The sequence below is a fragment of the Pseudomonas sp. 382 genome, from assembly GCF_002759075.1.
Taxonomy (GTDB): Bacteria; Pseudomonadota; Gammaproteobacteria; order Pseudomonadales; family Pseudomonadaceae; genus Aquipseudomonas; species Aquipseudomonas vlassakiae.
In genome coordinates, this window is the sequence record NZ_PEMX01000049.1 from 1 (window position 1) to 24,741 (window position 24,741).

The 24,741-nt window shown below is 61.4% G+C and carries 38 protein-coding genes and 1 tRNA gene; 1 reads left to right on the top strand and 38 read right to left on the bottom strand.

The window, feature by feature from the left end:
• Nucleotides 1-334 precede the first annotated feature (334 nt).
• The 6 genes from CQW31_RS28660 to CQW31_RS28685 are packed head-to-tail and all read right to left on the bottom strand — an operon-like array spanning nt 335 to nt 4,533.
• On the bottom strand, nt 335-736 hold the full coding sequence (locus CQW31_RS28660; protein WP_099815977.1) for a tail fiber assembly protein: 402 nt from the start codon (nt 734-736) through the stop codon (nt 335-337).
• On the bottom strand, nt 736-1,650 hold the full coding sequence (locus CQW31_RS28665) for a hypothetical protein (protein ID WP_099815978.1): 915 nt from the start codon (nt 1,648-1,650) through the stop codon (nt 736-738). The genes CQW31_RS28660 and CQW31_RS28665 overlap by 1 nt, the downstream gene beginning before the upstream one ends.
• 9 nt (nt 1,651-1,659) lie before the next feature.
• Complete coding sequence (locus tag CQW31_RS28670) at nt 1,660-2,322, bottom strand: DUF2612 domain-containing protein (RefSeq protein ID WP_099815979.1); 663 nt, start codon at nt 2,320-2,322, stop codon at nt 1,660-1,662.
• 1 nt (nt 2,323) lies between these two features.
• The gene (locus tag CQW31_RS28675) at nt 2,324-3,502 is read right to left on the bottom strand and encodes a baseplate J/gp47 family protein (RefSeq protein ID WP_099815980.1); all 1,179 of its coding nucleotides are present in this window, start codon (nt 3,500-3,502) and stop codon (nt 2,324-2,326) included.
• Nucleotides 3,503-3,856, bottom strand: a complete 354-nt coding sequence (locus tag CQW31_RS28680) for a hypothetical protein (RefSeq protein WP_099815981.1) — start codon at nt 3,854-3,856, stop codon at nt 3,503-3,505.
• Complete coding sequence (locus CQW31_RS28685; RefSeq protein ID WP_158238192.1) at nt 3,853-4,533, bottom strand: Gp138 family membrane-puncturing spike protein; 681 nt, start codon at nt 4,531-4,533, stop codon at nt 3,853-3,855. The genes CQW31_RS28680 and CQW31_RS28685 overlap by 4 nt, the downstream gene beginning before the upstream one ends.
• A gap of 11 nt (nt 4,534-4,544) precedes the next feature.
• Here CQW31_RS28685 and CQW31_RS28690 point away from each other — a divergent pair, with 11 nt between their 5' ends.
• Nucleotides 4,545-4,925 carry a hypothetical protein gene (locus CQW31_RS28690; protein ID WP_099815982.1) on the top strand — a complete coding sequence of 127 codons (381 nt, stop codon included), beginning with the start codon at nt 4,545-4,547 and terminating at the stop codon, nt 4,923-4,925.
• Here the strand turns inward: CQW31_RS28690 and CQW31_RS28695 are convergent.
• The 32 genes from CQW31_RS28695 to CQW31_RS28840 all read right to left on the bottom strand — a co-directional run bounded on the left by CQW31_RS28695 (nt 4,916) and on the right by CQW31_RS28840 (nt 24,631).
• On the bottom strand, nt 4,916-5,893 hold the full coding sequence (locus CQW31_RS28695; protein WP_099815983.1) for a hypothetical protein: 978 nt from the start codon (nt 5,891-5,893) through the stop codon (nt 4,916-4,918). The genes CQW31_RS28690 and CQW31_RS28695 overlap by 10 nt on opposite strands.
• 8 nt (nt 5,894-5,901) lie before the next feature.
• Nucleotides 5,902-6,216 (bottom strand): hypothetical protein, encoded by a 315-nt coding sequence (locus CQW31_RS28700; RefSeq protein WP_099815984.1) that lies wholly within the window; start codon nt 6,214-6,216, stop codon nt 5,902-5,904.
• A gap of 3 nt (nt 6,217-6,219) precedes the next feature.
• On the bottom strand, nt 6,220-6,810 hold the full coding sequence (locus tag CQW31_RS28705; RefSeq protein ID WP_099815985.1) for a phage baseplate protein: 591 nt from the start codon (nt 6,808-6,810) through the stop codon (nt 6,220-6,222).
• Between the two features lies 1 nt (nt 6,811).
• Nucleotides 6,812-8,857 carry a phage tail tip lysozyme gene (locus tag CQW31_RS28710; RefSeq protein ID WP_099815986.1) on the bottom strand — a complete coding sequence of 682 codons (2,046 nt, stop codon included), beginning with the start codon at nt 8,855-8,857 and terminating at the stop codon, nt 6,812-6,814.
• Nucleotides 8,857-8,982, bottom strand: coding sequence for a hypothetical protein (locus CQW31_RS31880; RefSeq protein WP_256587451.1), 126 nt, complete (start codon nt 8,980-8,982; stop codon nt 8,857-8,859). Before CQW31_RS31880 ends, CQW31_RS28710 begins: the two co-directional genes overlap by 1 nt.
• A 62-nt stretch (nt 8,983-9,044) precedes the next feature.
• Nucleotides 9,045-9,482: a phage tail assembly chaperone gene (locus CQW31_RS28715; RefSeq protein ID WP_099815987.1), complete on the bottom strand. Its 438-nt coding sequence runs from the start codon at nt 9,480-9,482 to the stop codon at nt 9,045-9,047.
• Nucleotides 9,482-9,922 (bottom strand): phage protein, encoded by a 441-nt coding sequence (locus CQW31_RS28720; RefSeq protein WP_099815988.1) that lies wholly within the window; start codon nt 9,920-9,922, stop codon nt 9,482-9,484. Before CQW31_RS28720 ends, CQW31_RS28715 begins: the two co-directional genes overlap by 1 nt.
• Before the next feature lie 16 nt (nt 9,923-9,938).
• A complete protein-coding gene (locus CQW31_RS28725; RefSeq protein ID WP_099815989.1) occupies nt 9,939-11,417 on the bottom strand; it encodes a DUF3383 domain-containing protein in 1,479 nt (492 codons plus the stop codon).
• 18 nt (nt 11,418-11,435) lie between these two features.
• Nucleotides 11,436-11,987 carry a hypothetical protein gene (locus CQW31_RS28730; protein WP_099815990.1) on the bottom strand — a complete coding sequence of 184 codons (552 nt, stop codon included), beginning with the start codon at nt 11,985-11,987 and terminating at the stop codon, nt 11,436-11,438.
• A 3-nt stretch (nt 11,988-11,990) separates the two neighbouring features.
• Complete coding sequence (locus CQW31_RS28735; protein ID WP_099815991.1) at nt 11,991-12,365, bottom strand: hypothetical protein; 375 nt, start codon at nt 12,363-12,365, stop codon at nt 11,991-11,993.
• Between the two features lie 3 nt (nt 12,366-12,368).
• A complete protein-coding gene (locus CQW31_RS28740; RefSeq protein WP_099815992.1) occupies nt 12,369-12,941 on the bottom strand; it encodes a hypothetical protein in 573 nt (190 codons plus the stop codon).
• Nucleotides 12,938-13,321: a DUF4054 domain-containing protein gene (locus CQW31_RS28745; protein WP_099815993.1), complete on the bottom strand. Its 384-nt coding sequence runs from the start codon at nt 13,319-13,321 to the stop codon at nt 12,938-12,940. The genes CQW31_RS28740 and CQW31_RS28745 overlap by 4 nt, the downstream gene beginning before the upstream one ends.
• A gap of 14 nt (nt 13,322-13,335) precedes the next feature.
• Nucleotides 13,336-13,605: a hypothetical protein gene (locus CQW31_RS28750; protein WP_099815994.1), complete on the bottom strand. Its 270-nt coding sequence runs from the start codon at nt 13,603-13,605 to the stop codon at nt 13,336-13,338.
• Between the two features lie 10 nt (nt 13,606-13,615).
• Nucleotides 13,616-14,614 carry a DUF2184 domain-containing protein gene (locus CQW31_RS28755; protein WP_099815995.1) on the bottom strand — a complete coding sequence of 333 codons (999 nt, stop codon included), beginning with the start codon at nt 14,612-14,614 and terminating at the stop codon, nt 13,616-13,618.
• A 12-nt stretch (nt 14,615-14,626) separates the two neighbouring features.
• Nucleotides 14,627-15,121, bottom strand: a complete 495-nt coding sequence (locus CQW31_RS28760; RefSeq protein WP_099815996.1) for a hypothetical protein — start codon at nt 15,119-15,121, stop codon at nt 14,627-14,629.
• A gap of 11 nt (nt 15,122-15,132) precedes the next feature.
• The gene (locus CQW31_RS28765; protein ID WP_099815997.1) at nt 15,133-16,416 is read right to left on the bottom strand and encodes a DUF2213 domain-containing protein; all 1,284 of its coding nucleotides are present in this window, start codon (nt 16,414-16,416) and stop codon (nt 15,133-15,135) included.
• A complete protein-coding gene (locus tag CQW31_RS28770) occupies nt 16,394-16,579 on the bottom strand; it encodes a hypothetical protein (RefSeq protein ID WP_099815998.1) in 186 nt (61 codons plus the stop codon). Before CQW31_RS28770 ends, CQW31_RS28765 begins: the two co-directional genes overlap by 23 nt.
• Nucleotides 16,580-16,615: 36 nt before the next feature.
• Nucleotides 16,616-17,350 (bottom strand): phage minor head protein, encoded by a 735-nt coding sequence (locus CQW31_RS28775; protein WP_099815999.1) that lies wholly within the window; start codon nt 17,348-17,350, stop codon nt 16,616-16,618.
• The gene (locus tag CQW31_RS28780; protein ID WP_256587452.1) at nt 17,277-18,755 is read right to left on the bottom strand and encodes a DUF1073 domain-containing protein; all 1,479 of its coding nucleotides are present in this window, start codon (nt 18,753-18,755) and stop codon (nt 17,277-17,279) included. The genes CQW31_RS28775 and CQW31_RS28780 overlap by 74 nt, the downstream gene beginning before the upstream one ends.
• A complete protein-coding gene (gene terL, locus CQW31_RS28785; RefSeq protein ID WP_099816000.1) occupies nt 18,752-20,185 on the bottom strand; it encodes a phage terminase large subunit in 1,434 nt (477 codons plus the stop codon). Before terL ends, CQW31_RS28780 begins: the two co-directional genes overlap by 4 nt.
• Before the next feature lie 2 nt (nt 20,186-20,187).
• Nucleotides 20,188-20,769, bottom strand: a complete 582-nt coding sequence (locus CQW31_RS28790; RefSeq protein ID WP_099816001.1) for a terminase small subunit — start codon at nt 20,767-20,769, stop codon at nt 20,188-20,190.
• 47 nt (nt 20,770-20,816) lie between these two features.
• The gene (locus CQW31_RS28795) at nt 20,817-21,086 is read right to left on the bottom strand and encodes a hypothetical protein (protein WP_099816002.1); all 270 of its coding nucleotides are present in this window, start codon (nt 21,084-21,086) and stop codon (nt 20,817-20,819) included.
• Nucleotides 21,086-21,397: a peptidase M48, Ste24p gene (locus CQW31_RS28800; RefSeq protein WP_099816003.1), complete on the bottom strand. Its 312-nt coding sequence runs from the start codon at nt 21,395-21,397 to the stop codon at nt 21,086-21,088. Before CQW31_RS28800 ends, CQW31_RS28795 begins: the two co-directional genes overlap by 1 nt.
• Nucleotides 21,398-21,479: 82 nt before the next feature.
• Nucleotides 21,480-21,556, bottom strand: a tRNA-Gly gene (locus CQW31_RS28805).
• Nucleotides 21,557-21,880: 324 nt separating this feature from the next.
• Nucleotides 21,881-22,471, bottom strand: a complete 591-nt coding sequence (locus CQW31_RS28810) for a hypothetical protein (protein WP_054883619.1) — start codon at nt 22,469-22,471, stop codon at nt 21,881-21,883.
• Nucleotides 22,462-22,590: a hypothetical protein gene (locus CQW31_RS31885; protein ID WP_256587453.1), complete on the bottom strand. Its 129-nt coding sequence runs from the start codon at nt 22,588-22,590 to the stop codon at nt 22,462-22,464. The genes CQW31_RS28810 and CQW31_RS31885 overlap by 10 nt, the downstream gene beginning before the upstream one ends.
• On the bottom strand, nt 22,587-22,946 hold the full coding sequence (locus tag CQW31_RS28815) for an endodeoxyribonuclease RusA (protein WP_099816004.1): 360 nt from the start codon (nt 22,944-22,946) through the stop codon (nt 22,587-22,589). Before CQW31_RS28815 ends, CQW31_RS31885 begins: the two co-directional genes overlap by 4 nt.
• A complete protein-coding gene (locus tag CQW31_RS28820; protein ID WP_099816005.1) occupies nt 22,943-23,245 on the bottom strand; it encodes a nuclease domain-containing protein in 303 nt (100 codons plus the stop codon). The genes CQW31_RS28815 and CQW31_RS28820 overlap by 4 nt, the downstream gene beginning before the upstream one ends.
• Nucleotides 23,245-23,643, bottom strand: coding sequence for a recombination protein NinB (locus tag CQW31_RS28825; protein ID WP_099816006.1), 399 nt, complete (start codon nt 23,641-23,643; stop codon nt 23,245-23,247). Before CQW31_RS28825 ends, CQW31_RS28820 begins: the two co-directional genes overlap by 1 nt.
• Nucleotides 23,636-23,950, bottom strand: coding sequence for a hypothetical protein (locus CQW31_RS28830; RefSeq protein WP_099816007.1), 315 nt, complete (start codon nt 23,948-23,950; stop codon nt 23,636-23,638). The genes CQW31_RS28825 and CQW31_RS28830 overlap by 8 nt, the downstream gene beginning before the upstream one ends.
• A 100-nt stretch (nt 23,951-24,050) precedes the next feature.
• Nucleotides 24,051-24,371, bottom strand: a complete 321-nt coding sequence (locus CQW31_RS28835) for a hypothetical protein (protein WP_099816008.1) — start codon at nt 24,369-24,371, stop codon at nt 24,051-24,053.
• Nucleotides 24,371-24,631 (bottom strand): hypothetical protein, encoded by a 261-nt coding sequence (locus tag CQW31_RS28840; protein ID WP_099816009.1) that lies wholly within the window; start codon nt 24,629-24,631, stop codon nt 24,371-24,373. The genes CQW31_RS28835 and CQW31_RS28840 overlap by 1 nt, the downstream gene beginning before the upstream one ends.
• Nucleotides 24,632-24,741: the final 110 nt, after the last annotated feature.

The window sequence follows — 24,741 nt, forward strand, 5'->3', positions numbered from 1 at the left end:
GAGGTGTTCTCGGCGGCTAGAAACACCGAAATGAGCTGGTTATCTGATCGTTTTTGATCGGTTTGCCGCTTTCAAAATCGGCGGAGGCTGAAGTCAGCCGGAAATGCATGGCTACTTCAGACCATCCTTAGTTCCCTGCATAACCATTTCCGGGTGAGCACTTCGCCTTTATACTAGAATCCTCAAGCTACATTAGCCACTCACTGACCAACAACATGCTCAACAGATTCTCCTCGGTAGGGACTGGCACCCAAGCGCCAAATTCCTGCTTGGAATTATACAATCATAGTAATGATCGGCGCCATCCCACCAATCCCTTGGTGGACCAAAACTCCTACGGGCTATCAGGCCAGTTTATATCGATTGGATAGCCTGGCTGCCTATCAACTTTGTTTAGCGCAAGCTTGTAGGCTGCGAACGACTTGAACGTCTCTGTATCCTCCGCACTCAGAAGGCCTGCGATATAGGCGTCAGCCATGCCAGCGGTAGCTTCATCTGCTGCGGCCAGCAGACGGTTACGGGTCGCCAAAGCTGCAGCCTTCAATTCCTCATCGGTTGGAACGATAGGTGCGGGAGCAGAGAACTCTCCTTCGACGCATTCCCAACCCTGCGTCGCAGGCACATCTTGAGGAACTTCAATCCAGACCAGCGACGGATGGAACATCTGCGTTATGTCGCCATCAGTCTCTAATAATTCCATCACCCTGCAATCTTCGATTCGAGCATAAATCGGCATCAGAAGTACTCCTCGACAATAACAATGCCCGGGGCTCCAGCGCCGCCAGCCAGCGCGGCAGTAGTTGTGGAACCGCCAGAGGCTGCTCCCGATCCACCTGCTCCTGGCCCAACACCTTGTCGCCCTGGGCCCTGGTCGCTATAGCGTCGCTGACTGGCACCACCACCAAATGAGGATCCACCGCCCACGCCGGATTGATAGTTTTGAATAGTGGTGAGGATCGATGGGGAACCGCCAGTACCCTGAGCATTGATTGATCCCCCTGTACCAACTCCGGAAGGATCTGAGCCTGTAGAATACGGACTCGCTACCGCGACAGCACCCTGGCCTCCTCCTCCTCCTGTTGCCGAAAGGATCGCGCCAAACGACGATCCGCCGCCATTTCCGCCATTGTTGGCACCAGCGGCTCCTGCTGAACCGCCAACTCCTACAACTATCGATACGCCAGAAAAGCCTGATGTAAGTGTCGACTCCGAATAGCCGCCACCACTACCTCCCGCACCGGGAGCCGCGTTACTTGCCGTCGTCGCAGCGCATCCGCCACCACCACCACCGCCTCCAATAACGCGGACTCTGACTTTCCGCGTACCTGGCGTCGGGGTGTAGGTGAACGTGCCGGGTGTGGCGAAAATCTGGGTGTTGAGCAGCCGGCCACTGGTAGCTGTTTTCAGGTTAGCTACTATCGTGGCAATAGTTCCATCATCCAGTACATCAAGGCCGGTATTGTCAGAAATCATCTGTGCTACTGCGGCCGATATGATGGACGATTGACGCCACACCTTATTCAGCTGCGAGGAAATTGCCGTTCCCGAGGAGAAGCCAGCCGTGCGAGCCGCCAGCGCGGCGTAACTCGCCTGAGTCATTACGTTCGCGCCTGCGGCCCCACCGAACGGCAGAAAATCATTCGTCGCCATAGATACCTCTTAGGAATAGACGTTGCTCCAGCTTCCTTGATCGAAGCCGGCAATGTATTGGTTGGAAACATCGAAGCCAAATAGCGGGCCGCTCGTTGAAGCTGAGTAGTAATATTTGACGTCGACGCTCTGTGGCTTAGGCGTGATGTAGCCACCAGTGATAAGGGCCCACTCGATCGCGCTGGGCGGATTTCCAGTCAGTCCGATTGAGATGGTCATGTCCTGGTTGTCTTGGATGAAGGCATACGTGTCGCCACTGAACACCAGGTCAAGAACTTCTTTTGACTGTTCTAGGGTTCCGTCCCAGTGGTTCGCGCCAATCTTTGCCCGGATCAGCGAGCGGTACGTTTCGTTGTCCAGTACGGTGATGCCGTTGTCTGGGTCAAACGGCCCTTTCCAAGCCCCCTCATCGAAACCGAGGCCTGCGGTATCGAGCGAGAAATAGACGTTGGTCAAAGGCGTCGGGATTCGTCGTGAGACCCCGACCCATAGGCCCACGTCATCAAGCTGGGCGTCATTTGCCAGGTCCAGGTCGAAATCATCTGATAGACCAGCCGCCACCTGATTGGCGTCCAGAAAGCACTGCGAGACAGCCTCGACCATGGCCATGTACTTCGGCTTGTCGGAGTGCTCGCTAGTGATCTTCCCCGTGTAATCCTTGATGTCTTGCATGTCAGGTCACCGTTAGGACAACGCTTGCAGGCGTGCAGGTTGCCGCCTGGTTGAATGCCAAGGGCAAATCTGGTGTGCCAGAGCCGCCAGGCCCGGAAAAAGTCAGCGCGGTCAGCTTGAATGTGGTGCTGCCGGGAATGCTGTTGGCCGCCGTCAATGCGTCGGCCCATTCCACGGTTCCGCTTGCTCCTCCCCCTATAGCGACCTGGTTCACGTAGTCGGACACAGCCTGTTGCAGCGCGGCGCCGATGGCTGTGGTGTATCCGGCAAGGGCCTTGATGCTCACAGCTGCCGTCACAGCGCGGTAGGTAGGGCGGAAGAAGTTGATGGTGATCGGCATGTTATAGACGTTCAGCACCGTCACAGAGGTGGTCCCGTAGGTGCCACCGCCCGGCCCTTTCTTGGCGGCAATGGCCTGGGCAATAGCCGTTGCATCGCCGCCCTCGGCAATGATCGCCATGGTGTGTGCCGGTATGCCATTGGCGTCTGTCACGTTGGTGTCATTGTCCACCGCCGCGTACCGAGTGACCCCGGATACGTTGGCGACTGCGCCAATCGTGCCTTCAAGGACCGTGCGCGACGGCAGCGCCGTGGAGGTCTTCTGCCGCTGACGCAGGGCCGAATCAGTCTCGATCGGCGCGCCGACTGCAGCCGACCCGGAGTTGGTGACCGACTGCCAGCCCCGCGTCGGCGTGGCGATCTTATCGATCTGCCCGGGCGATGCCGTGATGGCCCCTGGCGTTGCGCAGGTCGCGGTAACGGTGATCTGGCCGGCTGGAGGAATGGTCACGGACGCAGGGAGGGCCCACTTGTTACTCGCCTGATCCTCAGCAACGCCATTCGTGATGACCGTACCGGCCTGGCCGACTACGAGAACATCGCAGGTCGAATAGCTAAAGGACGATCGCTTGATGCCGTTGATTTTGACGTTGCTCGACAGCCCAGCGCCTTGAGCAGTGGTTGGCGAGAACGACAGATAGGCGGCGATGGTCGCAGCATTGGCATCGCTGATGGCCAGGGCAATCACGCCGAGGAACTGACCATCCTGCGAATCGCTGCCCAGGTACACGTCAGCCCCATAGATGGACTGGTACTGGGTCTGGAGAAAGGCCAGGACTTCGGCATAGGTGGGCGCCGAGATCCCTGTTGCAGTGATGACCGGTGCAGTTGACGACGCCATTTATAGTGTCTCGCTGATGGAGGTCTGCCCGTAGGCGGTGGTGATGGTTGCCGTCACGGTGAATCGGCGTGTTTCCGGGTTGACTGAGCTGTCGTAGCTGTCGATCTGCGCCACGCCCGGCGTGCCGAGGATTCGCTTCTTGATCGCGGCGTCGCGCGTCGCGGCGGTCCGCTCGCCAAGCACCTCAGTGTTCCAGGGCGTGCCGTCGGCGGTATCGATGAACCACTCGCCCTTGTTGAGGCGCAGGCGCGTCATGACTGCCTGGGCCACGGCGTCGGGGTTGTCCTTGTAGAAGTCGGCCTGCTGGCTGCCGAAGGTGTAGTCGCCGTTGGCGTCGAGCTTGCGATACCTCATGGGATAGGCACCCCGCTGGTTCCAGTGCCAGAGGTGACCTGGCTAGTTTTGTGAGTCTGCAAGCTGATGGTGCCGGCCTTCACGTCGCCCGTTGTATCCACCCGGCCATTCACCTGCACGTTCCCGTTGATGGTCACCAAGGGGGCTGTGAGCGCCATGGGGCCGGTCGTTGTGGCGTTTATCGCGTGGGTGCTGGGGTTGACCTCAACAAAGGCGGCGCCGTCGTCGCTGCGCAGCTGGACGGCCTGTAGGCTGATGTTGCCGATCACTCGCGGCTGCGACCGGAAGCCCAGCAGCGCGAAGCCATCGGACAGATCGTGCATGCGCAGCTCGGCCTGGGCCTGGATGCCGCCCGACTGCCACCAGGAATCGATGCAGCGGGAGGAGAACACCACCAGGCATTCGTCGCCGGCATCCACCGGGAAGGTCAGCGTGCAGCCGCCACCGGCCGGGAACTGCACTGGGCAGTCCAATAGCAGGGGCAGCGTGGTAAGCACCTGCGCCCCGTTATCCGTGGTCACGAAGGCCTGAATGGCTGGCTGCACCACGCATGTCATCGCCTGTTCGCTGAAGGACTGGATTATCCCTGGGAGTGCAGTCCACAATTTCGACTGGGCGGAGCGCTGCGCAGCCACTAGCATCGACAGCGGGTCGTCGAGTCTCTCGATTACGTTCAAGGAGAATCACCATGATGAGGATGTTGGCGGCGGCGCTGTTGATAGCGGCAGGCCCGGCGATGGCTGAGACCGTCCTGGTAGAGCCCGGCGACGGCCACCAGTACGTGGGCGACAGGTTCAACGCGCGCAGCGTCAGCCAGGTGCTGTATGAGGACCGCCCTTGCCAGCTCCCCCTGGTGAATGCGCAGCACATGCGCGAATACAGCACCACCACTATCGCCATTCCAATGAAGGCTTGCTGGGGACGACTGATCGGCGGAGGGGTCACTATCGTGTTCGAGAACGGCCTGACGAGGAGCGGCTACGAAGAAGCTTACGTCGTGACCAGCATCGACAAAGACGGAAACGGTGTAGTGAAGAAGTCTATCTACAAGAAGCGGAATCAGCCGTAGGGCTTGACCGCGCCAGGCTCGGCAATGGCGCCTGGTGTAGCGCTGTTCCTGAGCAGGGCGTTGAACACCGTGGCATCCACAGAGACGCAGATCACATCGGTGTACCACTCATTCCCCCGCGTATCGCCATGGTGGTCAGCGATGAGCGTTTTGTAGACGCCGTCGGCGGCCAGCGATATCTGCTCAAGCAACAGGCGGTTCTGCGCTTCATCAAGCGGCGCAGGGCTCAGCCTGAGTTTCTGGATGCTTTCGTTGTCGATCTTCAATAACCGCCCAATCTTCACGCTCGGGTTCAGCAGCATCCGCACATTGACGCCGTTCTGAGTCTGCTCCGGCAGCCCAACCATGCCAGTCTGGTAGTTCACCACGATAGCGTCACCGGGTAGGTAGGCGGTGTTAGGGATCAGCGTCATTTTGCCGTCCTGGATACTCCAGCTCACATCCTGGGTACGCCCGAGGTTGTCCAGTACATCACGGGTCAGGCCGAACATCACCTTGCCCCGCGGCAGCTTGTTGGTGGATAGCGTCCCGCTGTCGCCCATGGTCACGCCGCGCCCCTCCATTGCCTGAACGGCAGACTTCAGGTGATCCTGGGCCGTCGACCCGGCCGCCAGCGACATGTTAATCACCGACCAGTTGTAGGCGCTGTCGCCGTCGGCAGCCGTGATGTCCAGGTAGGTGTCGGTCTGGCTCTCGCGCCCGCGACGCACCTGCTTGATGGTGCCGTCGAAAATCACCCCGTAGTTGCCGGCGTACCCTGCCATGAGTACGACCCGCCCGAACTCTTTCAGCTGGGCCTTCCGCGCCGTAGCGGCGCTGACGTTGTACACCCGGATGTCTGCGGTGTTCGGCGTGCTGATTGTGCCGCGGCGAACCGAAAAGCGAATGCGCAGCTCGGAAAGGTCGATAGCCTCGGTGTCGCTGCCGATCTTGAGGCTGATCTGGCGCAAGTATTGCGGAATGCTCATGTCCACCCTCAGTCAGCTGTCCACCAGTAGAGATGCGAGCCGACGCCGAGATTTTCGAAGGTCGGCACCGCATCCGGGTTGTCAGTTGTCTGGCACCAGAGCACGCCGCCCAGGCCAAGGTATTCGTACTGCTCAAGTAGGTTGGCACCGGTCACCAGGGGGATTCCCTGGATGATCGGGTTGCCGTTCAAGTCCGCGATATCCAGCACCCACCCGCCTTGCTCGGCATTCCGCCAGACAACCGCCAGGCGGTACTGAACACCAGACAGCGTGATGCTGAAACGCTGCGGAGTGGGCGTGAGCGGTATTTCGAAGTTGGCCATTTGTCACCCATTCGGCGGCTGCCAGCCGCCAGGGGCCGGGTATGACTGAGCGACCTGCTTGTCGCCCATGCTTTGGGTTTCTGCTGTGTCTGCCGGCGATGCCTGGTCGTCTCGCGGCGGCAGCGTGGTTGCCGCCGTGCTGACGATCAGTACCTGCCGGAACACCGCCGTGACCATCAGCGTGTATTCGCTGGTGGGGTCGGTGGTCTGGGTCAGGCTGCGCATCAGCATGTTGGGGTAGATGCGCTTTCCGGTGGACACATCGAACGGCTGCCGGGACTGCTGCAGGGCAAGGAGCTGGTTATAGATGCCCGACACATAGTCAGAGCCGAACGCATCGCCGCCCGTCAAGGCGGAAAACAGCCCCTTGGCGCTGTCGATAACTCCGGCCAGGCTGGCGTTGCTCCAACCACACCGGATCACCACCTCGGGGTTTTTCTTGTAGGCGTGGTCGGTTATCTCGGCACCCTGCTCGACCGGATGGTCCGTGATCTGCAGTTCGTCGGTACCAACCTCCTCTAGGGTGACATGCGCAACGATGCTATCGATCGAGCGTTTCGCATCGATCGTGATGAAGCCTGCAAAGTTGGGCATGTCAATTCACCGGGCTGCTGAGGTTTCGCATAAGGTCCTGGTTCACCTGCCTCTGTGCACCACTGACCGCAGTGGCTGTGGCGTTCGGATCGGTAGCGCCATAGACGTTGATGGTGTTGCTCTGGCTCACGCTGGAGGCGGGATTACTGCGAGATGATTCCGCTGAAGGATTAACGAACTGTCCGTAATAGCTCGGAGTCGCTACGTTTACCGAAGCAGTATTTTCGGCTGCCCGAATCAGGGAGTTAGCAGTGCTCTCCGCATCATCAGACAGCTTTGCATGGGCAGACCGAAGCGCGTGGGCGAAATCTTCGGCCTCAGCCTCACTCCTAGCGCTATCGAAGTCAGCCTGTTCTTCGCCGCTCATCACAAGTGAGATTGGACGATCAATATCCGCCGACATCTTGTCAGCGAGGGGCTCGTTGTTATCTGCCTCTGCGGATATCCGCTCATGGTCGAAGTCGGCCTGCTCTTCAGTATTCATCACGATGGAGATCGGACGCTGCACATTCGCTGCGATTCGCTCCGCCGCCGCCGCACGCTTGGCAGCCTCGCCTTCCTTGTCCGCAGGGCGCTCGTAGTAGCGCGAGACAATGCCGCCCGCCTGCCCAGAGGACTCGGCCAGGCGCAGGAGGTCACCGGCCCTTTTCTCGTTGCCCTGCGTCAGCTCGTGATGAACGAAGCGCAGCTGGTCTTCCAGCGTCGATTGGCGGATATCCTTGCCCGCCCACTTGCGGAATTCTTCCTGCCGGTCAGGATGCCACTGGGCAACGCCATAGGCCTTGCCACCATCTCCAACAGCGTTCGGGTCGAAGCTCGACTCGGCCGAGAGATTGGCCGCGATGCCGGCGGCCTGGTCACTGCTCCAGCCGAGCGACTCGAAGAATCGAGACACGCGAGCTGCCATGTCAGAGCCACCGTGCAGATCGCCAGCGGCCTCATCCTCGGCATTGCGGCGCGCCCTGACTGCCTCGTCTTCCCCTTCATTCAGGGATGAGGAATAGAGCAACGCGCCTGCCCCGGCGGCTGTCACGCCCAGCAAGGAAGTCAGCGCCGGAGCTGCAGCAGCAGTTGCCGCCGAGCCTATGCCTGCGCCAAGCTTCACGAAGGCAGCTGCCAAGTTGAGCACACCAGTGACGACCGAGGTCATCCCCAGTGCCCGCATCAGCCCAAGCAGGACGATTATCTTGGTGCTCCAGCCATCCGTGGCCCGGTCCAGGTCGACGAAGAACTGGTAGATCGCCTTCAGATAGGGCTCGGATTCCTGGCCGAACTGAATGACCTTCTCTGTCACATCGACGATGCGATCGGCGATCATCGGACCGTTCTTCTCGAACCAGGCGGAGAATTTCTCCAGCTCTGGACCGAGCCGGTGCATGAGCGCGGCCTGCACCTGAATGGACAGCGATTCGAACTGCAATCCCACGCCCCGCAGCTGCTCCATGAACACATGGGCATCCTTGGTGGCCTGGTCCAGCCCGCTGCCTGCCAGGCGCTTACGGTTCTCCTCCAGCTTCCTGCCGAACTCGCCGCTGACGATTGCGCGCAGCGTATTGTCGTCGATACCGAAAATGCCGGCGTACTGCTTGGCCTGGTACCACGGCATGCTGCGCAGGCGATTGCCCAGGCCAACCATTAGGTCGGCAGTGTCGCGAAGCTCGCCGTTGGCATCCCGCGTCTGCACGCCAATGCCTTCCAGGAAGCTCTCGCCGCCCGGGTTCTCGCGCAGGAAGCGGGCCATGGATTCCAGCGACCCGCGCGCCTCGGACGCCGAAGCGCCAAGATCACGCGCCGCATACTCGGCCGACTTGATGCTGGTAGCCGAGGCGCCGACCCGCTGCGAGGCGAAGTACAAGCCCTCAAGGTTCGAAGCGAATGCCGAAACCCCGGCCGCTACCGCCAGCGAGGCGCCAGTGATGGCGGTCACCAGGTTCTTCACACCCCGGGTAGCGCCATCCACGCCATCGGTGAAGGACTTCATACCTTGCTTGTCGACCTTGAAGCCAAGGGAGACAAGGAATTCCTTCATGACATCCTGATCGGCCATTACTTTCTCTCCGCGGCGAGGCGCACGCGCTCTTTGTTTTCAGCGCGAACCAGCAGCGCGTCGTTCATCTTGGCGATGTCAGCCAGATCAAGGGTGCCGTCGAGCAGTGATTCGTACCGGCACATGCCCTCCATCACGGGGAGCAGCAGCCAGTCCTCATCACCTGGAAGATGGGCAAGCTCGATGCTCAGCCCTGGGGTGTGCTCTGCCCGGAAAGCATCCCTTTGAAAAAAGGGCCGAGCGACTCTTTGATGACCCTGAAGCACATCTGGATCATGGCGCCCAGGTCGATGTCATCGAACATGCACACAGAGCCCCGGCTGCTCCAGATAGGCGCCCACGAGTCGCCCTGCTTGCGCTGGATGACACCCAGGCATTTCGACAGGATGAACTCCGACGACTCGTTGTCCATGTTGGCGATCCCCTCGGCAAAAGGGGTGATCAGCTCAGCCATGCCTGTCAGATCTCGGCTCAGCGGGTTGCCGCCACCGGACTTCTGCAGCTTCACGAACACCGGGATCAGGGTCGGGATGATCGGCGCTACCTTGCGCGACAGGTGCCATTGGTCGAAGACCGACAGCTTGCCTATCCGGTAGGTGATGCCGTTTAGGTCAAATTCGCTCATCAGTAGGTCCCCAGGATCCCGTCAATTTTCACGGAGTCGAATACCCATTCGACGATATCGCCGTCTTTCCGGTAGTTCAGGTCCGGGCGTTTTTTGAAGGCGCAGGACCGGGCTACCGTGGTGTCGCCGCTCGACGAGTTGGTGATGGTGATGAGGTTTTGCCCCCAGAGGGACGAACTCAGCGACTGGGCGTCGTAGAGCGCCATCAGCTGGGCGTTCTTGGGCGAGGTCTTCAGCAGGCGTACCGTGACCTGGCCGGACTTGTCGGCGTGCAGCGAGTGCATGCCCTCGCCGTCCGCGCCGATGGTCATGGTGTTCTTGTCGTTGGCCGCGACAATCGAGATGCCCTCCTCGGCATTGGCCGAGCCAGAGCCGAGGTCGATAACAGCGCCAGCGCCCACCAGCGTGGCGTTTACGTCGAGAAACGAATAGGTTGCCATGGGTGATCAGCTCCGATCAGCGGTTGACGTCGATGATGACGTCGACGAAGTGGACGGCACCGGCCAGCTTTATCGCCGACTGGATGACTGGGGCCTTGCGTGCCTCACGGTCCGCCTGGGACTGAGTGGAAACCGGCGGGGCGTAGGAGTAGTAGCCGGTCGACAGGAACTGGCCGGAAGTCAGAGCGCCGAATGCCGGGCCATTCCACTGCCCTGGCGCTACCAGACCGTTGTTGACGGCCTGCTCAAGCCGGTCGTTGACCGTACAGACGATGCGGTTGATACCGGCATCGGTCTGCGGAATCTTGGTGGTGCTGGTGTAGAGCAGGTTGTAAACGGCGGTCTGCACGTCATCCTGCAGCCAGTCCAGGCCGTGCACTTCGTCGAAGAAGTACCCGTTGGCCATCACACCTTCTTGAATGATCGCGGTGTCGTTGTCGTACTTCACGAACACGTTGCAGTTCTTCGCCTTCAGGGCTGCGGCCTGAGTGCTGTTCAGGCCCTCGGCGGTCACGCCAGGCTCTTGCTTGAACTTGAGCGTGATGGTGGTGTTGTTGCCCTGGAAATTCACGGTGAAGGCCCGGCCGAAGATCGATGCGGCGGCGTAGGCGCTGGAACTCGAGTACTGGCTGAAGGTGCGCTTGTACTGGGCTGCCTTGAGCTTCGAGGCGATATCGGTAGTGCTGGTACCGTCCAGCGACAAAGGATTTTGGGTGGTGACACCGAAAATTCGCGATGGCGCTGCGCCCTCGATGAATCCAGCCACGCCGATCAGGTCGGCATCGGCCGGGCTAGTATCAGCGACCAGAAGGCCGTACCAATCGGCAGACTGGGCGGCCAGCGCGGTAACACAAGCCAGCAGAGTTTCGGCCACGATTCCGTTCACTGGGGCCGAAGCTACACCGGTAACCAGGCCAAGCAGCTCAGAAACGTCAGTGCCGGTGCCGGTGGAACTTGCGTAGGAAAGTGTCGACGTTGCTCCGGTAGTCGGGCTGGTGATCTCGAAGCGCGAGAAGTTGGCATTCCACACGCAAGTAGCCCCGGCCAGTGCAGTGGTAATGATCGAGGCTACGGCATTCAGGTTTGCCGCAGCGCTGAAGTTCAGCGCCGACAAGGTCTTCACCGTGCCGTCGACAGTGATTTTCATCGAGCCGGTGGTGATGCTGGTGAAGTTCGACATCGCCTGCTGTGCGGTCGACAGCAGGCCGCCATTGAGCCTGGCAGATGTCGCAGCTTTGGCCCAACGGCCGATGTAGAGGATCGCCGGTTGCGGGGACTGACTGAAGAACAAACTGGCGGCCAGGTATTCGGGCGCAGTTGTGCCAAAGTCAGTGGCCACAGCGGTAAGCGACGAGTATTGGCGGATACGCTCACTGGTGTCGATTGTGCCAGATGCGCCGAGGATCAGCAGGGAACCGAAATCACGGGTCGCGGCTGCCTTGGGAGACATGACAACCTGGACGTTGACGACGTCCGAAACGGCAAGAGTAGGCATTGAATTCTCCTGGAATGGTCAGCCGGTAATGACCGTGGCTTCGGCGGACAGAATGTTAAGCACCGGGTAGGTGCGGGTGATCTTGCGGCGGAGCCGGATGCGCAGGTCGTAACGCCTGACCCACTGCTGGTTGATGAGCTCAGGAGCGGCGATGAGGTCTCCGGCCTCGATGAAGGACATGTCTCTGGCCTTCATGGCCTCGCTGTTCTGCGCGACATACATGCCATCGCTGAGCAGTTGGCCGAAGGCCTGGGCATCTGGCCCGTAAAACGTGGCCAGCAGAACGATTTCCTGATGCCGCTGGTACTGGTCAGATCCTTCGCCGCCGCCCCCATGCTCAAGCGCCGGGTTGGCGTCCTGCTTCGTGGACATCACGCCAATGGCGCACCAGTTCACGTCAGGCTCTGGCTGCTTGGGGTTACCTGGCTGCCAACGCGGCCGGACGTACTTGCCTGGGATGCCGGTTATCCCGGACACCATTGGCTGAAGCAGGTCTTCCAGCGCCTCATCACCGGGCACGGGACTGCTATCCGGCGTCAGGTACCCGCCGGTTGCTGAGGTATTCGCCATGGTTTATCCCGACAGGGGTAGAAGGTCGCAGGAGGCTGCGACGAATCCGCGCCCGAAGTGGCTGTAGTTGTTGACGTTGGCTACGGTGTAATCCCGCCCCTGCCAGGTCACGACATCAGCGATGATCTCGTCGCCGTCGCCGGCCGTGAGCCGGAACATGGTGTGAATGGTGATGGAGCCTTTCTTGCGCTCGCCGCCGGCAATGCGCTCGAGGATGTCACCTTTGTCACTGGTGACTACGCCGGCGAATGTCGTCGATGACTGCGCGTTGGTAGCGCGGCCATTGTCGCCGACGGTTTGGGTTGAGCGCTTACAGACCAGGCCCATGTCCATGAAGTCCGGATCAAGCAGGACCTCTGTGACATCGAGCAGGGCCATGAATTATTCCTTACGCCTGATGACGTACGTGATGGAGTTGCGTAGCTGGCCGGTGTTGACCAGCGGTTGAATGCCGGCCTCTTCCTGGGCCTGCTCAGGCGATGAGCCCGAAGCGACCAGATCCAAATAGCGCTTTTCAGAAGCGCGCATTGACTTGGTGCCACGGCTCTTGTGCCGGTTGCGGATGGTGCTGGGTGATAGAGGTGCGAACTCGCCAGAGTTGAGCTTGTTGCGCGCCCCGGTCGAGGCGATCAGGCCGGCCGCATTCAGCGACAATTCCACCTTTTCGCCCTGGCCATTCAGCGCAGCCTTTGCCGCTGTCTGCAGGTGGTTGGTGATGCTGGCTCGCTGCTCCTCAACCCCAGGCTCCAAGAAGGGTCGCGCCGGGATATTAGCCTTGGGCGAGCCGTATTCATGGATGTACCCGATCTGCGCGTTGTTGAGCGGGGCGCCTGCCTCGTCATCATTGCGTTCGGCTTCAGTCGAAGGGATGCCGACCAGAACCTCCTGGCCGGCAAGCTTCTGGATGGCGTGCAGCACCTGTGCGACGTTGTCCTTGGTCACTTTCAGGCTCATATCTGGAACCCTCCGGTGCCGATCAAGCGCGCCAGCTGCAGCAGCTGGATGCCGTAGCTGGTCAGGTTGAAGAACCCGCCATCCTCCAGCGATACCGCGCCGCTGTCGTAGCCGACGCTGACCTTGTCCACCGACTTGCTGTTCACCGGCCCCTTCACTTGGCCACCAGCGCCACCAGCTGCAGCGGTCTGCTGGTTGCCGGCGGCGACGGTCAGGTTGTGAGCCACGAACAGCTCGATGCCGATGTTGAGGTAATCGCACCACCGATCAGGCGGCAGGACATTGATGGCCAAGCTCATCCAGAGATTCACCGCCGAATCCGGGTACTTGGTGGTATCGGAAAACTCGGGGAAGTCCTCGCGGAACTTGGCTGCATCCATGGTCCTGTCCTGTATCAGGCGTCAGCGTTGGCCTTGGCCACTCGCTCGCGCAGGGTTTCGAGTTTGATGTTGCCGCCGACGTTGATGCCCTTGGCTGCCAGTTCAGCGATGAGGCGCTTCTTCTCCTCCTCTTCGCTTTCATCGACGACCTCGGGCTCCAGGTGGGCTTGGACAAACCAGTGATCGACATACTTGTCGTCGATCACCTGGGTGCCGGCCGCGAAGTCGATCACACCGTCAGCGGTGTTCAGCTTGAAGGGCTTGATCACATTGCGCTTTGCCATGATGAAGCCCTCAGATGCCGTCACGGTAGCCGATGGTTTCCGGGTAGACCACTTCCACCACGCCCAGGCGGCCGTAGTAGGTGGTGATCTGGCGGATGCCACGGTATTCCAGTGGGGTACGCTGCAGCGGCACCATCGGGAAGCGGACGCGGTCCTGCTCGTTGGTGTACGCCATCATGCGGTTGGCGTTGCTGACACCGCGGTTGGTCAGCCACTTCAGCGGCTGAATGTTCAGCGGGGTGCCGTTGATGGAGTTCGACAGGCTGTTGACGCGCAGGAACTCCAGCACAGAGATGTTGCCGGCGTCGGAGACGATGCGGCTCACCAGCTGGCTGTACGCCACTGGCGGCAGGCGCAGTTCGCGCGGGCAGATGGCGAAGCCAGAGGCTGCCCATACGCTGTTCAGCAGGTCGTTCACGTCGGCCAGGATCTGCGCCGGGGTGGCGGTTGCCCAGCTGCCGGTGATGGCGTTGCTGACGTTGGTGACCGAAGCGGCATTGACCAGGCCAGTGACGCTCAGGTCAGAGTCGCCCACATAGACCATCTCGTCGATGTCCATGTTGTGCTTGAGCTGCATGCCGGTGAACTTCTGCGAGTCGACCGGGCGGCCCAGCTGCTGGGCAGAGGCCAGTTCAGGCAGGGTCCACGACAGTTCCATGCCCCACAGGGTCAGCGGGCTGGCGGTCTTGCCGATGTCCAGGGCCAGCGAGGCGATCGAGCTGGAATCCTTGCCGATCCAGGCCTTGCCTGTAGGGCTGGTGCCGCCGACCGCAGCAAAGGTGCTGTTGGTGAAGCTGGACATCTCGTCGGCGATGGAAACGTCTTCGCGCAGCATGATGTCGCGGGACCAGGTTACCGAGGCCAGTGGGCCGTGCAGGTTCTGGTCAAGGCGCTCCAGTTCGCCGATCAGGAAGACGCCGGTGGAGTCAATGGTGGCCGCGTCGAAGGTCATCATGCCGTCGCGGGTGTGGGCGCGCTTGATCGAGCGCGGCAGAATCAGATTGCTCATCTAGCGTTCCCCTTAGATGTTGTAGGCGATTTCGACGTTGCCAGATGCATCGGCAGCGCCCATGAAGGTTGCGGAGGTGATGGCCACGGTATTGGTGCTGTCGGCCGCCGCTTCGATACCGCCGATGGGCTTGCCGGCCGCAGCAGCAGCCACACGCACGTAAACGGTGCCGTCTTTGGCGGCGGTGCCGGCGTTCAGCTTCACGGTCATGTAGCCGCGGCGCAGGACATCAGCCACACCCTTGGTCGGAGGGGTCGAGGTGCCCAGCGGGTCGGAGCCCGAGCCACCAGTGGTTGGGTACGGGCGGACCAGCAGGCCGTACTCGGCACCAGCGGTATCACCGGCACCGAACGGCACGAACTTGTCACTGACGATCTTGCCGAACAGGCCGAAGCCGGCGAACGGCAGGGACGGGTTCAGCATGACCGGCTCGATGGTGGACTGGCTGGCACGGGTCACATCGCCAGGGATACCCGCCGGCATGCGGTAGAGAAATGCGTTGCTCATCGGGGATCCCCTTACTTGTTCCAGAAGTGTTTGTTGGCGGCGTTGATGTCGGAGATCGACCGGGTGCGGCCAAAGTCCTTGGTGGTGGTCGAGGTGCGCGTGCCCTGGCTGTTGTTGCTCAGCTTGGCCAGCTCACTGGCCCCGGTGAACGCGGCGAACACCTGGTCCGGGGTCATTTGGTCCAGCGCTCGGCCCATCAGGAACGGCTCGACGATGGCCTTGCCGCCCTCGGTGTCCATGGCCTTGCCCAGAGCCTGGCGCTGGCAGGCGCAGATGTGGTCGGCGGTCTTCACCTTGGCGTCGCGGGTGGCGAAGGTGATGCCCGGGGCGAGGATCTCGGCGCGGGATCGTAGGTCGGTCAGAAGGGCGGCGTCGCCGGTGTAGGTGGTGCCGGTGGCCGACGGGTTCGAAGCTGCCTGCTCGGCTTCCAGGACCGTGTCGGTGGTCTGGGTCTCGTCTTCCTCGTCGTCGTCCTTGGTCAGCTCGTCCATCTTGCCTTCCATGTCGCCGACGCGGGCGCCGAGGGCATTGACGGTCTTCAGGATGGCATCGAGGGTTGCGGCGTCGCCGGTCTTGGCTTTGCCCTTGTCCTCTTCTTCCTCTTCCTCGTCGGCGGTTTCCGCTTCCTTGGCCAGGGCCTCGGCCGCTTCGGCATCCTTGGACATGAACGCCGCGCGGATGCGATCGGCGAAGCTGCGTTTCTGTTTCTTGCTCATGGTGTCGGAGTCTCCGATTGCGCATCGCGGACCACAGCGGCCTCGCTCTACCAGTGCTACGTGGTTGCCCACGATGTTGGTCTGGCGGCCGCGACCGACTGCCAGTTGTTCGTATTCGGCGTCATAGCCGCAGGACACTTGCCGAAGTCCGTTGCGCACGTCCTCGATGGCCCTGGCGTCGGTGATCAGCAGGTCTGCCAACATCAGGTCGTTCTCGACCCCGTCGCCGCGGCGGACGTTCTGGGTGATCCCCATGCTCAGCTCGCGCCAGTTGCTGGGATTCACGAAGTCTTCGGGGTGGGCCAGGGTGACCGGCTTTCCCTCGAAGCTGGCGATGGTCTCTGGCCGGAAGACCTCGTCGGCGTTCCGCTCGATGGTGACCAGGCCGCCAGAGCCGCCCTCGATCAGCGGGCCGTCTTCGTTGACCAGCTCGCTCTCGTCGTAGAGCAGCGTGCCGATGCGGGCGATGGGTACGGCCTCGCACAGCAGAAACCCTTCAGGGGTAACGCTCTGCCGGGCGCTCAAGCGCTCAGGCGCGAAACAGCGCCCGGCCTCATCAATAGTTCTGGCGTGCGCCATCGCTGACATCCTCCCGAACCATATCGCCGACACTGAATGCCCAGGCGGGAACCCGAGGACTCATCCCGAGGCAGATGAGTGGGATGTTCATTGCCAACAGAAACGGCTTCGCCCACCAGCGCAGCTTGATCTGCACAGTGAAGATCTGTGTCACGGGTTCCATGGCTTAGCTCGCAAGAAAGCCGCCACAGGGCGGCTGTTATTCGGGAATTACTGGCTCAGGCCAGCACCTGCAATTGGGTAGGCATCCGGCATGGCCGGTCAGCTTGTCGAGCGTTGGCGGGTCGCTCCAGAGCACAAATTTCCCCTCCATGGCCTTGTGCGAGGAACGCACGTCGCCGTCGTGGGATGTGCGCCAGATGTAGCCGGTGCTGCCGGTCGCCTTGGCGCGCGCCTCGGTGAGGGTGGCAGCGGTGCGGGACACCTCGGTCCGTGCGATCAGCTGTGCACGGCTCTCGGCCACCTCGCCTGAGCGCCTGATCTCCTTGGCGATCTCGCCGGCCCTGGTGCCGTCCTCGATGCCCTTGAGGGTCAGGTCATGCACGCGCTGGGCGGCCTCAGTGGGGATGCTCTTGATGAGCGTCACCTGTTCCGCCAGCAGGCCGCGCATTGCAGCCCCTGTATCAGCATTGAGGATCTCGTCGCGCAGGGCCTTGGACATCTCCGCCGACCGCTCAGCCCAAGCCTTGCGGTCCTGCTGGTTGACGTCGGCGATCATCCGGCTGGCCGTAGATACCGCCCAGTCATTGAGCAGGTCCGAATACCGGCGCAGCATCTGCGTGATGGTCGGGTCGGCGGCGGGATCACCTGGCGGAAAGCCGTTGATGATCGCGCCTACCTGTCGGGCCACTTGGGTGAGGCTACGCTGGTACTCTCGCTCCGCCCGGCTCGTTCTCACCGGGTTTCGGCGCTTCTTCTTGTCCAGGGTGCGCATTCGGCAGCTCCAGGCCCTCGACACCAGGTGGCGGGTCGTTCTCCGCCTCCTTGATGTCCTCGTCGGTGATGTTCGACCAGAGGCCGGTGGTTTGGCTGGACTGGCGCAGCTCCTTCAGGGCAGTCACGCGGCTGACAATGCCGGAATCGAACGCCTGGACCACCGAGTTGGTGTCCTTGGCGCCGATCTCGGCCTTCTCGGTGTCGGTGAGCTGCCACAGCGGGTTGAACTTGAAGTCCCAGCCGTCTTCCATGGGCTTGCCCAGCACCGAGCGCGCAATCACCTCCAGCAGCGTGGTCACGCCCGGGCGAAGGTCGCGGTCCTGCCAGGCGGCCACGTTGTCGTAGTAGGTGCGCAGGTCGCTGTCGCCCGTGCTGTTCATGCCGCCCGGCGACTGGCCGAACAGGCGAACCAGCGGAATCTGCAGGGCGCCCGAGATCTGCTCACCGAAGCTCAGAAGCACCTCAGCCAGGCCAGAGAAGCTGTACTGGTGCGCCTCGAACTCGTCCGAGGCATCCATAACCGTCATGCCTTCGTTCGACTGGTACAGGCGGATCAGGTCCATCTGCTTCACGAACGCTTCGAAGGCCTTGCCGCCCATGGCGATTAGCTCGCGGAGCTTCTCGACCTTGTAGGTACGCAGGTGGGCCTTGTAGACCAGCTGGGCAGTGCCGGCACTGGTGCTGTCGAACGCGATCAGGCGATCCCACAGGCGTTCCAGCACCGACTGGCCCCATCCGTTTTCGGCAATGCGCTGCCAGTATGGGAGCGGCACGCCTTCCAGCCGGATGACCCGGGAGTAGTGAATCTTCTGGTTGACCAGCGCTTGGGCGTCGGCCACGACGGTGTAGTACTTGGGCTTGCCCAGGTGCGGTCCGTACTCGGTGACCAGGTTCTCCAGCGACGGCTGAATCAGCCAGCGATCGAGGACCAGCAGGCCCTTGAATTGGCCCTTGGCAATGGAATCCAGTCTGAGCGGGGTGCTGACGTTCTGCCCATCGATCAGCATCACGGCGATGGAGCCACCGTAGAGCCGGGACCACTTCACGTTGTCGCTGAGCTGGTTCCAGATCTGCAGGCGCTCCATGGCCTGGTTCAGCTTGTCCTTTTCCTCGGGCTCCATGTCCGAGACGATCTCGATGCCGGCCCGGGTCATGTCCTGGGCCACCAGGTCGACCGCCATGCCGGCGATCCAGCTGGAGCGATACACCGCCTCCATCTGCACGCGGTTGCGGCTGACCAGGTCGAAGGTGTACTGCGACGCTGCGTTCTGGTTATTCGCCTGGAGCCCGACGCGCGCGGCGAAGTTCTCGAAGCTGTCGCCAGTCATGAACGACTTGCGGGCGGCATCGGTCGCGGCGATAACCTTCGCGGCTCGCGCCTTGGTCTGATGTCGTTTGCTCATCCTGCCAACCTTCTCCAGACTTCGATGGCGTTGCCCGAGGCAACCATGTCGTTGATTGCATCGCACATCGGATCGATCTGGTCGTCGTGCGCATGAGTGTCGTTCGGGGTGAATGCCTCGCACTCAGCAACGAAGTCACTGGTGAATGGCGCGTCTTCTGGGATGCAAACCCTGCCGGCCTCGATGTACCCGACAACGTCGAGCACGCGCGTCAACTTGTCCTTCTGGCGCTCGATTGGGAGGATCGGGATGCTGCAGGTGAGACGGATGTCTTGAATCAGGCCGGTACCGCTGGCCTTGTCCTCGACCGCCATTGCCCGGAGTGAACCGAACTGGTGGGTATCGAAGGCAAGGTGCTTGTTCCAGAACTCCACGGCACGCCGCTTAAGCTCTGGCGCTTCCCACTTACCGCGGATCATGTCCAGCAGGTAGGCCTTTCCATCCTCGCCCTGACCCCAGCATTCGAAGACGCTGTAGTCGTTGTGTTCCTTGGTTTTCTGCGCGGTATCCGCGAAGATTTTGCGATAGTTGAGCACCGGCAGCTGCTTGTAGCGCTGCATCCAGGCGCCCTTGATGATCCCGCCACCGAGCGGACTGGGCCGCTGCTGGTACTGGCCGGAGAACACGTAGGGGTTGGCTGCTCGCATCTTTTCGAGCATCTCGACCGTGTGCTTTTCGGGCCACAGTGGCTGCCCGGTGGCCTCATCTAGTGCAGACAGGGACAGCAGCTCCCATTCCTCGCCGTTGCCGCGACCCAGCAGCCACCCGGCCAGGTCCTTCTCGTGCAGGCGCTGCATGATCACGATGATAGGCGTGTTGTGCGGGTCGTTCTTTCGCGACTCAAGTGTGTTCTGGAACCAGTCCAGCACACCCTGGCGGATCACGTCGCTGTTCGCTTCGTCGGCCTTGTGTGGGTCGTCGATGATGATCGCGCCGCCAAAGCCCGGTCTGTGCTTGCCAGCGCCGTAGCCGGTGATGGTGCCGCCTGAGCCGGTCGCGTAAACGATGCCGTTCTGGGTAGTCCGCCATTCATGTTTGGCCGAACTGTCCGAGCGCAGCTGCGTTTCAGGGAAGATCTCGCGGTACGCCTCATGGGCGACCATCTCGCGGGCCTGCCATGCGTTGTTCGATGCCAGCTGGGCCGCGTAGCTAGTATGGATGAACTCGGCGTCGGGAACCTTGCCCAGGCACCAGGACATCCAGTTGATCACCGCCAGTTCCGTCTTGGAGTAGCGCGGCGGGATGTTGATCACCAGCCGCTTGCACTCGCCACGGAAAACACGCATCAGCGCATCGCAGACCATCTTGTGATGCGGCGCGCGCATCCACTTGAAGCCCTTGCGCTGCAGGAACATCCAGCGGGAGAAGAAGTAGAAGTCAGCCCGAGCAAGCTGGATCGCCGCATAGCGCTCTTCTGCTGCGGCGGTCATCGCTACACCTCGTCGTTGATCTTCCTTGCCAGCCTCTCCAGCTGATCATCTGAAAGCGTGGCGGCAAGGAGCGGCGCACCGTTGGGCCCGCTCATCTCTACCTTGTCCTTGAACATGCCGAGGTGGCGCCCGATATCGACCAGGGCGCCCTTCTTGTCGTGCAGCTTGACCTTCAGGCCGTCACGACCTTGGGATACTTCAGCAATGGCGGCAGCAGTGTCATCGTCTACCTCGGTCGAATCGATCAAGGCCAGGCCATGGTACGGAACCATGTCGTCCGCGCCATCGTCATCGGAGTCGACCATGCGAACCATCGTCTCGCCCCAGCGCACTACCTTGCGGATGTCACTGAAGCCGATCTTGGCCAGCTCTCGCAGCACCATGTCCTGGGTGATCTCGGTGCGCTCCGATCTCGACTTCATGCGCTTCTGTATCTCAGTCTTGATGACAAGTTTTGACATGTTCTGGTCAGCGATCTGTCGGGCAGTCCTCTCGCTATACCCGGCACGGATCGCAGCCTGCGTTCCATTCAGGTCGATCAGGTACTCATCGACAAAGCGCTGCTGTTTGGGTGTCAGCGCCATATGATTTCCTCGCGCCACAAAATGGCACTTGTCTGTTTTGTGGCGCGCTATCCCGCCTGGAACACATGCCCTCGCCGGGCGACTGCGTACAGGACGATCCCCGCCTTGAGGATCACGCCGTAAAGGGTGGGCACATGGCCGCTCATGGCCAGCACGAACGAGCCGAACGCGCCGATGGCGACCAGGTAGAACGCGACAGCCAGCAGCGGGCTATCCATGGGCCGGATGCGCCGCAGGTAGTCGCATGCAGCGATCACCACTAGGACGCTAAGGAATGCATTCGTACCGATCAGGACTTGGATCAGGGTAGAGCTCATCAGGTAGCCCCCTTGGCTCCGAACTGACTCACCACCGACTTCAGGACTGGGATGATGTTCATTGCCAGTAGGCCTATGAGAAAGGCCACGCCGTATTGGGTTTCTCCGCTTGTGCCGAGGTTGAAGTAGCTGATGGCTAGCGGGGTGCAGAAGATCGCGGAAGCGAAGCCGGTGAAGAAGGCTGCTACAGCCTGGCCTCGGGTGAGGCCGCGCAGGAACGTCAGCGAGAGGATCGCGCCTGCGAAGCCGCCAATGATCACGCCGTACTTCACCAGCAGGACGCCGGCAGTCGTGCTTGCTGGTTCGGCCATGAGTGGTTCCTAGAAGAAAAGGCCCGGAGGGGAGGCCCTATTGAGGGACCGGGCAGAGGTGCGGAGCAGCACATAACGAATATGGAGCGGATACAGGGACTCGAACCCTGAGCCTCCGACTTGGAAGGACGGCGCTCTAACCGATTGAGCTACATCCGCTGATTTGCGTGTCTTCCCACGCCGCCCGCCGAAGACCATCGCAGCGCTGGCACCCCAATGCACCAGTCTCGCCGATCCGGTCACGCGCCACCCTGAAAGCATGTGAGGTCAGGGTGCGCGGGCTGCCGGTGTTTTTCCGTGCACCACACTACCGGCTAGCAGTGTCCAGGCTGTCCCGTTAGGGCCTGCCCTGGCTGCAGTTGCGTTTCTTGCGCGCACAAAAAAGCCCAGCACTTGGCCGGGCTTTTGATTGGTGTTTGCCAAAGGCAAAACTGTAACAATGGCGATACGGTATCACCAGCCGAACGGGAACGCAATAGGGCCTCAAGCGGCCCTTTTCATTTCGTAGATTGCGGCGGCTACCGGGCTCAGTGCCTCCTTGTCCAGATCCTCACAGCAGTCGAAGGCCAGGCGGACGAATCCGGCCCAATCCCTCTCCCAGTTGGTCGACTCAAGCTTGACGTCGTAGTGCGCGACCATCCACGCACGGAAGCCCTCGGGCGACTCCAGCGGATCGTCGTTGGCCGACTGTCCGCCTTGGTGCATGTACCGGTACCGGGCCATGACGCCCTTGACCACGTACTCGAGCTTTTCTCGCTTGACCGCGGTCATTCGAGGCGAACGCTGCTGAACCATGAGGAAGACCACCTCCTCTGCCGTTTCCTTGTCATCCACGTCGAGGCGCGGCGCGTACATGAAGTGCCCAAACGCCTTGACGTGCGGCTTGAGCTTGTCGATTGCAGACTGCACACCGCCCGCGATTACCTGGTGAGCGGCATGGCCAGCGTGGCGCTGCCGTTCGGTGGTCTGCACCATGGCGCCCAGCAGGCCGAGCTGCTCGATGAATGAACCCTGGCTGTCCCAGGCCGTGTACAGGCAGTCATGCCAGGCTTGCCGTGCACTGTTCAGCTGCATTGGCCGTTCTCCTTCTTGCGACGAGTTTCGATGCCCTTGGCGCGCACTACGCACCAGGTGGAAGCGATGGTCATGGCCAGCAGCAGCGCGCCGGCGGTGTCTGCGATTGTCCAGGTCATGCCGCTGCCTCCTGAGGCTGGATACGGACGCGCACGGCGCCGCCCTTGATCGTTTCCTTGCTCACCCTGATCTGGGTGACGAACACGTTGTCGTCGATGCCCAGGGCGTCAGCCAGGCCGTCACGCCCAGCCTTGAACATCGACAGCAGATTGTCGTCGTCGCGCCGGCGGCGATCCGGCAGCACGAACTCGAGCATCAGCAGCGCCTCACCTTCCGGAGCTTTGATGCCGGCCTGCTTCGCCAGCAGGTGGCAGGCTGCCCGGTAGGACTTGGCCGCCTTGCTCTTCCTGGTCCAGTGCACCCGGGCGTTCGGGCTGCATGCGGCCGGCGGCCACGGTAGCGTCAGTTCCGTCATGCGGCCCCCTTGATGGTCAAGATGCCGGCCCGGATCAGGGCCTCATGAGTCTCAGCGATTGCCCGAGGCATGTCGGACCAGTCCACGTCGCCCTTCCCCCGACCATCAAGCACGTCGTGGCAGGCGCTGCAGGCGTATACCGCCACGGTGTCGAAGCCCTTCATGCCCATACCCTTCTGCCCACATGGCAGGTGGGCCAGCACGGTAGTGTCCGGGTTGAAGTTGCAGATGCCTGGAATGCGGACAGTGCAGTCCTGGCCGCGAGCGCTCTCGCGCACCTTCTTGGATACGACGCGCATCAGTAACGCCCTCCCCACCGATCCGGCTCAGTCCAGCGCACGCCATGCTCGGCGCCAAAGGCGTGCATCACTTCGAACAGGTCGCTGAACCACTTCTGCGACTGCTTGCGGGTCGATACGCCCAGGACGACGAAGCCGCCGTCGATACCCGGGACCGCATCCTGCTTCTGCACCGCTGCGCTGAAGATGTGCTTCCAATCCTCGTCGGTTAGCTTGCGGCCGTACCACTCCACCTGCTGGGAGACGTCGCGGAGCATGGCCCACATCTTCCGGTTGCAGACGTCCGGGCGCTTCTCGTCGCGGATGACGATCAGCTTGGGCTTGGTGAAGTCCTGGGCCTGCAGGATGCCGAAGAGACGATTGGCGTCGGCCATGCTGTGCATCACGAAGTCAGTCATCGTCATCCTCCACAGCCGTTTCAAGGGCCAGTTGCTCAAGGGATACGAAACCGATAGGGGTCAGCTCCCAGCACGGCGGCAGTTCGCAGTAGCCAAACTCGCCGTACTGGCCTGGGAAGTAAGCGCAGTCGAACACATAAGATCCGGCACCCTTCTCGAAGCCCTCCCCATCCGCCATCTGTTTTTCGATCTCCTGCAGGCGCTCCACGGTGATTCGCCCGCTGATCGCTGTGATGAATGTCTCGTCGCCTTCGCCCATGTGCAGTACTTCAACGATCAGGTCTTTCCTGAAAATGTCGATGGTCATGGCTTCACCTCGCAGCGCGCGCCGCAGCTCTCCCCCTGGGCGTCACAGCAGACCTGGCAGCCGGAAAGGGCCAGCAGCAGGATCAACGTGATTGCGGTCTTCATGGCGCCACCTTCAGGCCCTGGGCCTCGATCGCCTTGCGCACGTCGCGGATGTAGGCCGCCTCGTTGAAGCTGCCGCCTTCCATGTCGTCGAACTCTTCGCGGTAGGCCTCAGCAGCTCGGTTCGGCAGCTCAACCACCACGGCCTCTCGGGAGGCCTGCCATCCTTGCCATCGGGAGTTGTGCTCGCCGATTTGCAGGGTGCTCACCAGCTTCCAAATATCGACAACCTTGTACATGCCAAGGCTTTCATCCCAAGCAATGCCAGAAGGGACAGGAAATTTCGCTTCGAACTGCTCGCGCATCTTGTTGGTGTCCATCAGTGCTTCTCCTCGGCCAGGTACTCGTGGCAAAGCTTGCCGGTGGTCTTGTGCTCAAGATTCCCTTGGCGGTTGGTGAAGAATTCGCCCTTGGGCAGGTATTCACGCCTGAACACGCCATGCCACTTGCCGATGCTCGGGTCACAGGCCGCGCACAGCTTGCGGCCTTGGCATGGGTTTCCCTTGTCGTTGCGAAACCAGTAGCCGCTGGTGGCGGTGTTATCGCGGCATCCACATTCTTCGCACTGGAATAGGCTCACACCCCCTCCCCGGCCGGCTGCCCGGCGCGCTTGAATTCAACGTGATAGCCGCGCTTCTGGCTGCCATCAGCCATCACGACGCGGCGGTCTGCGCCCTTGGTCATACGGAC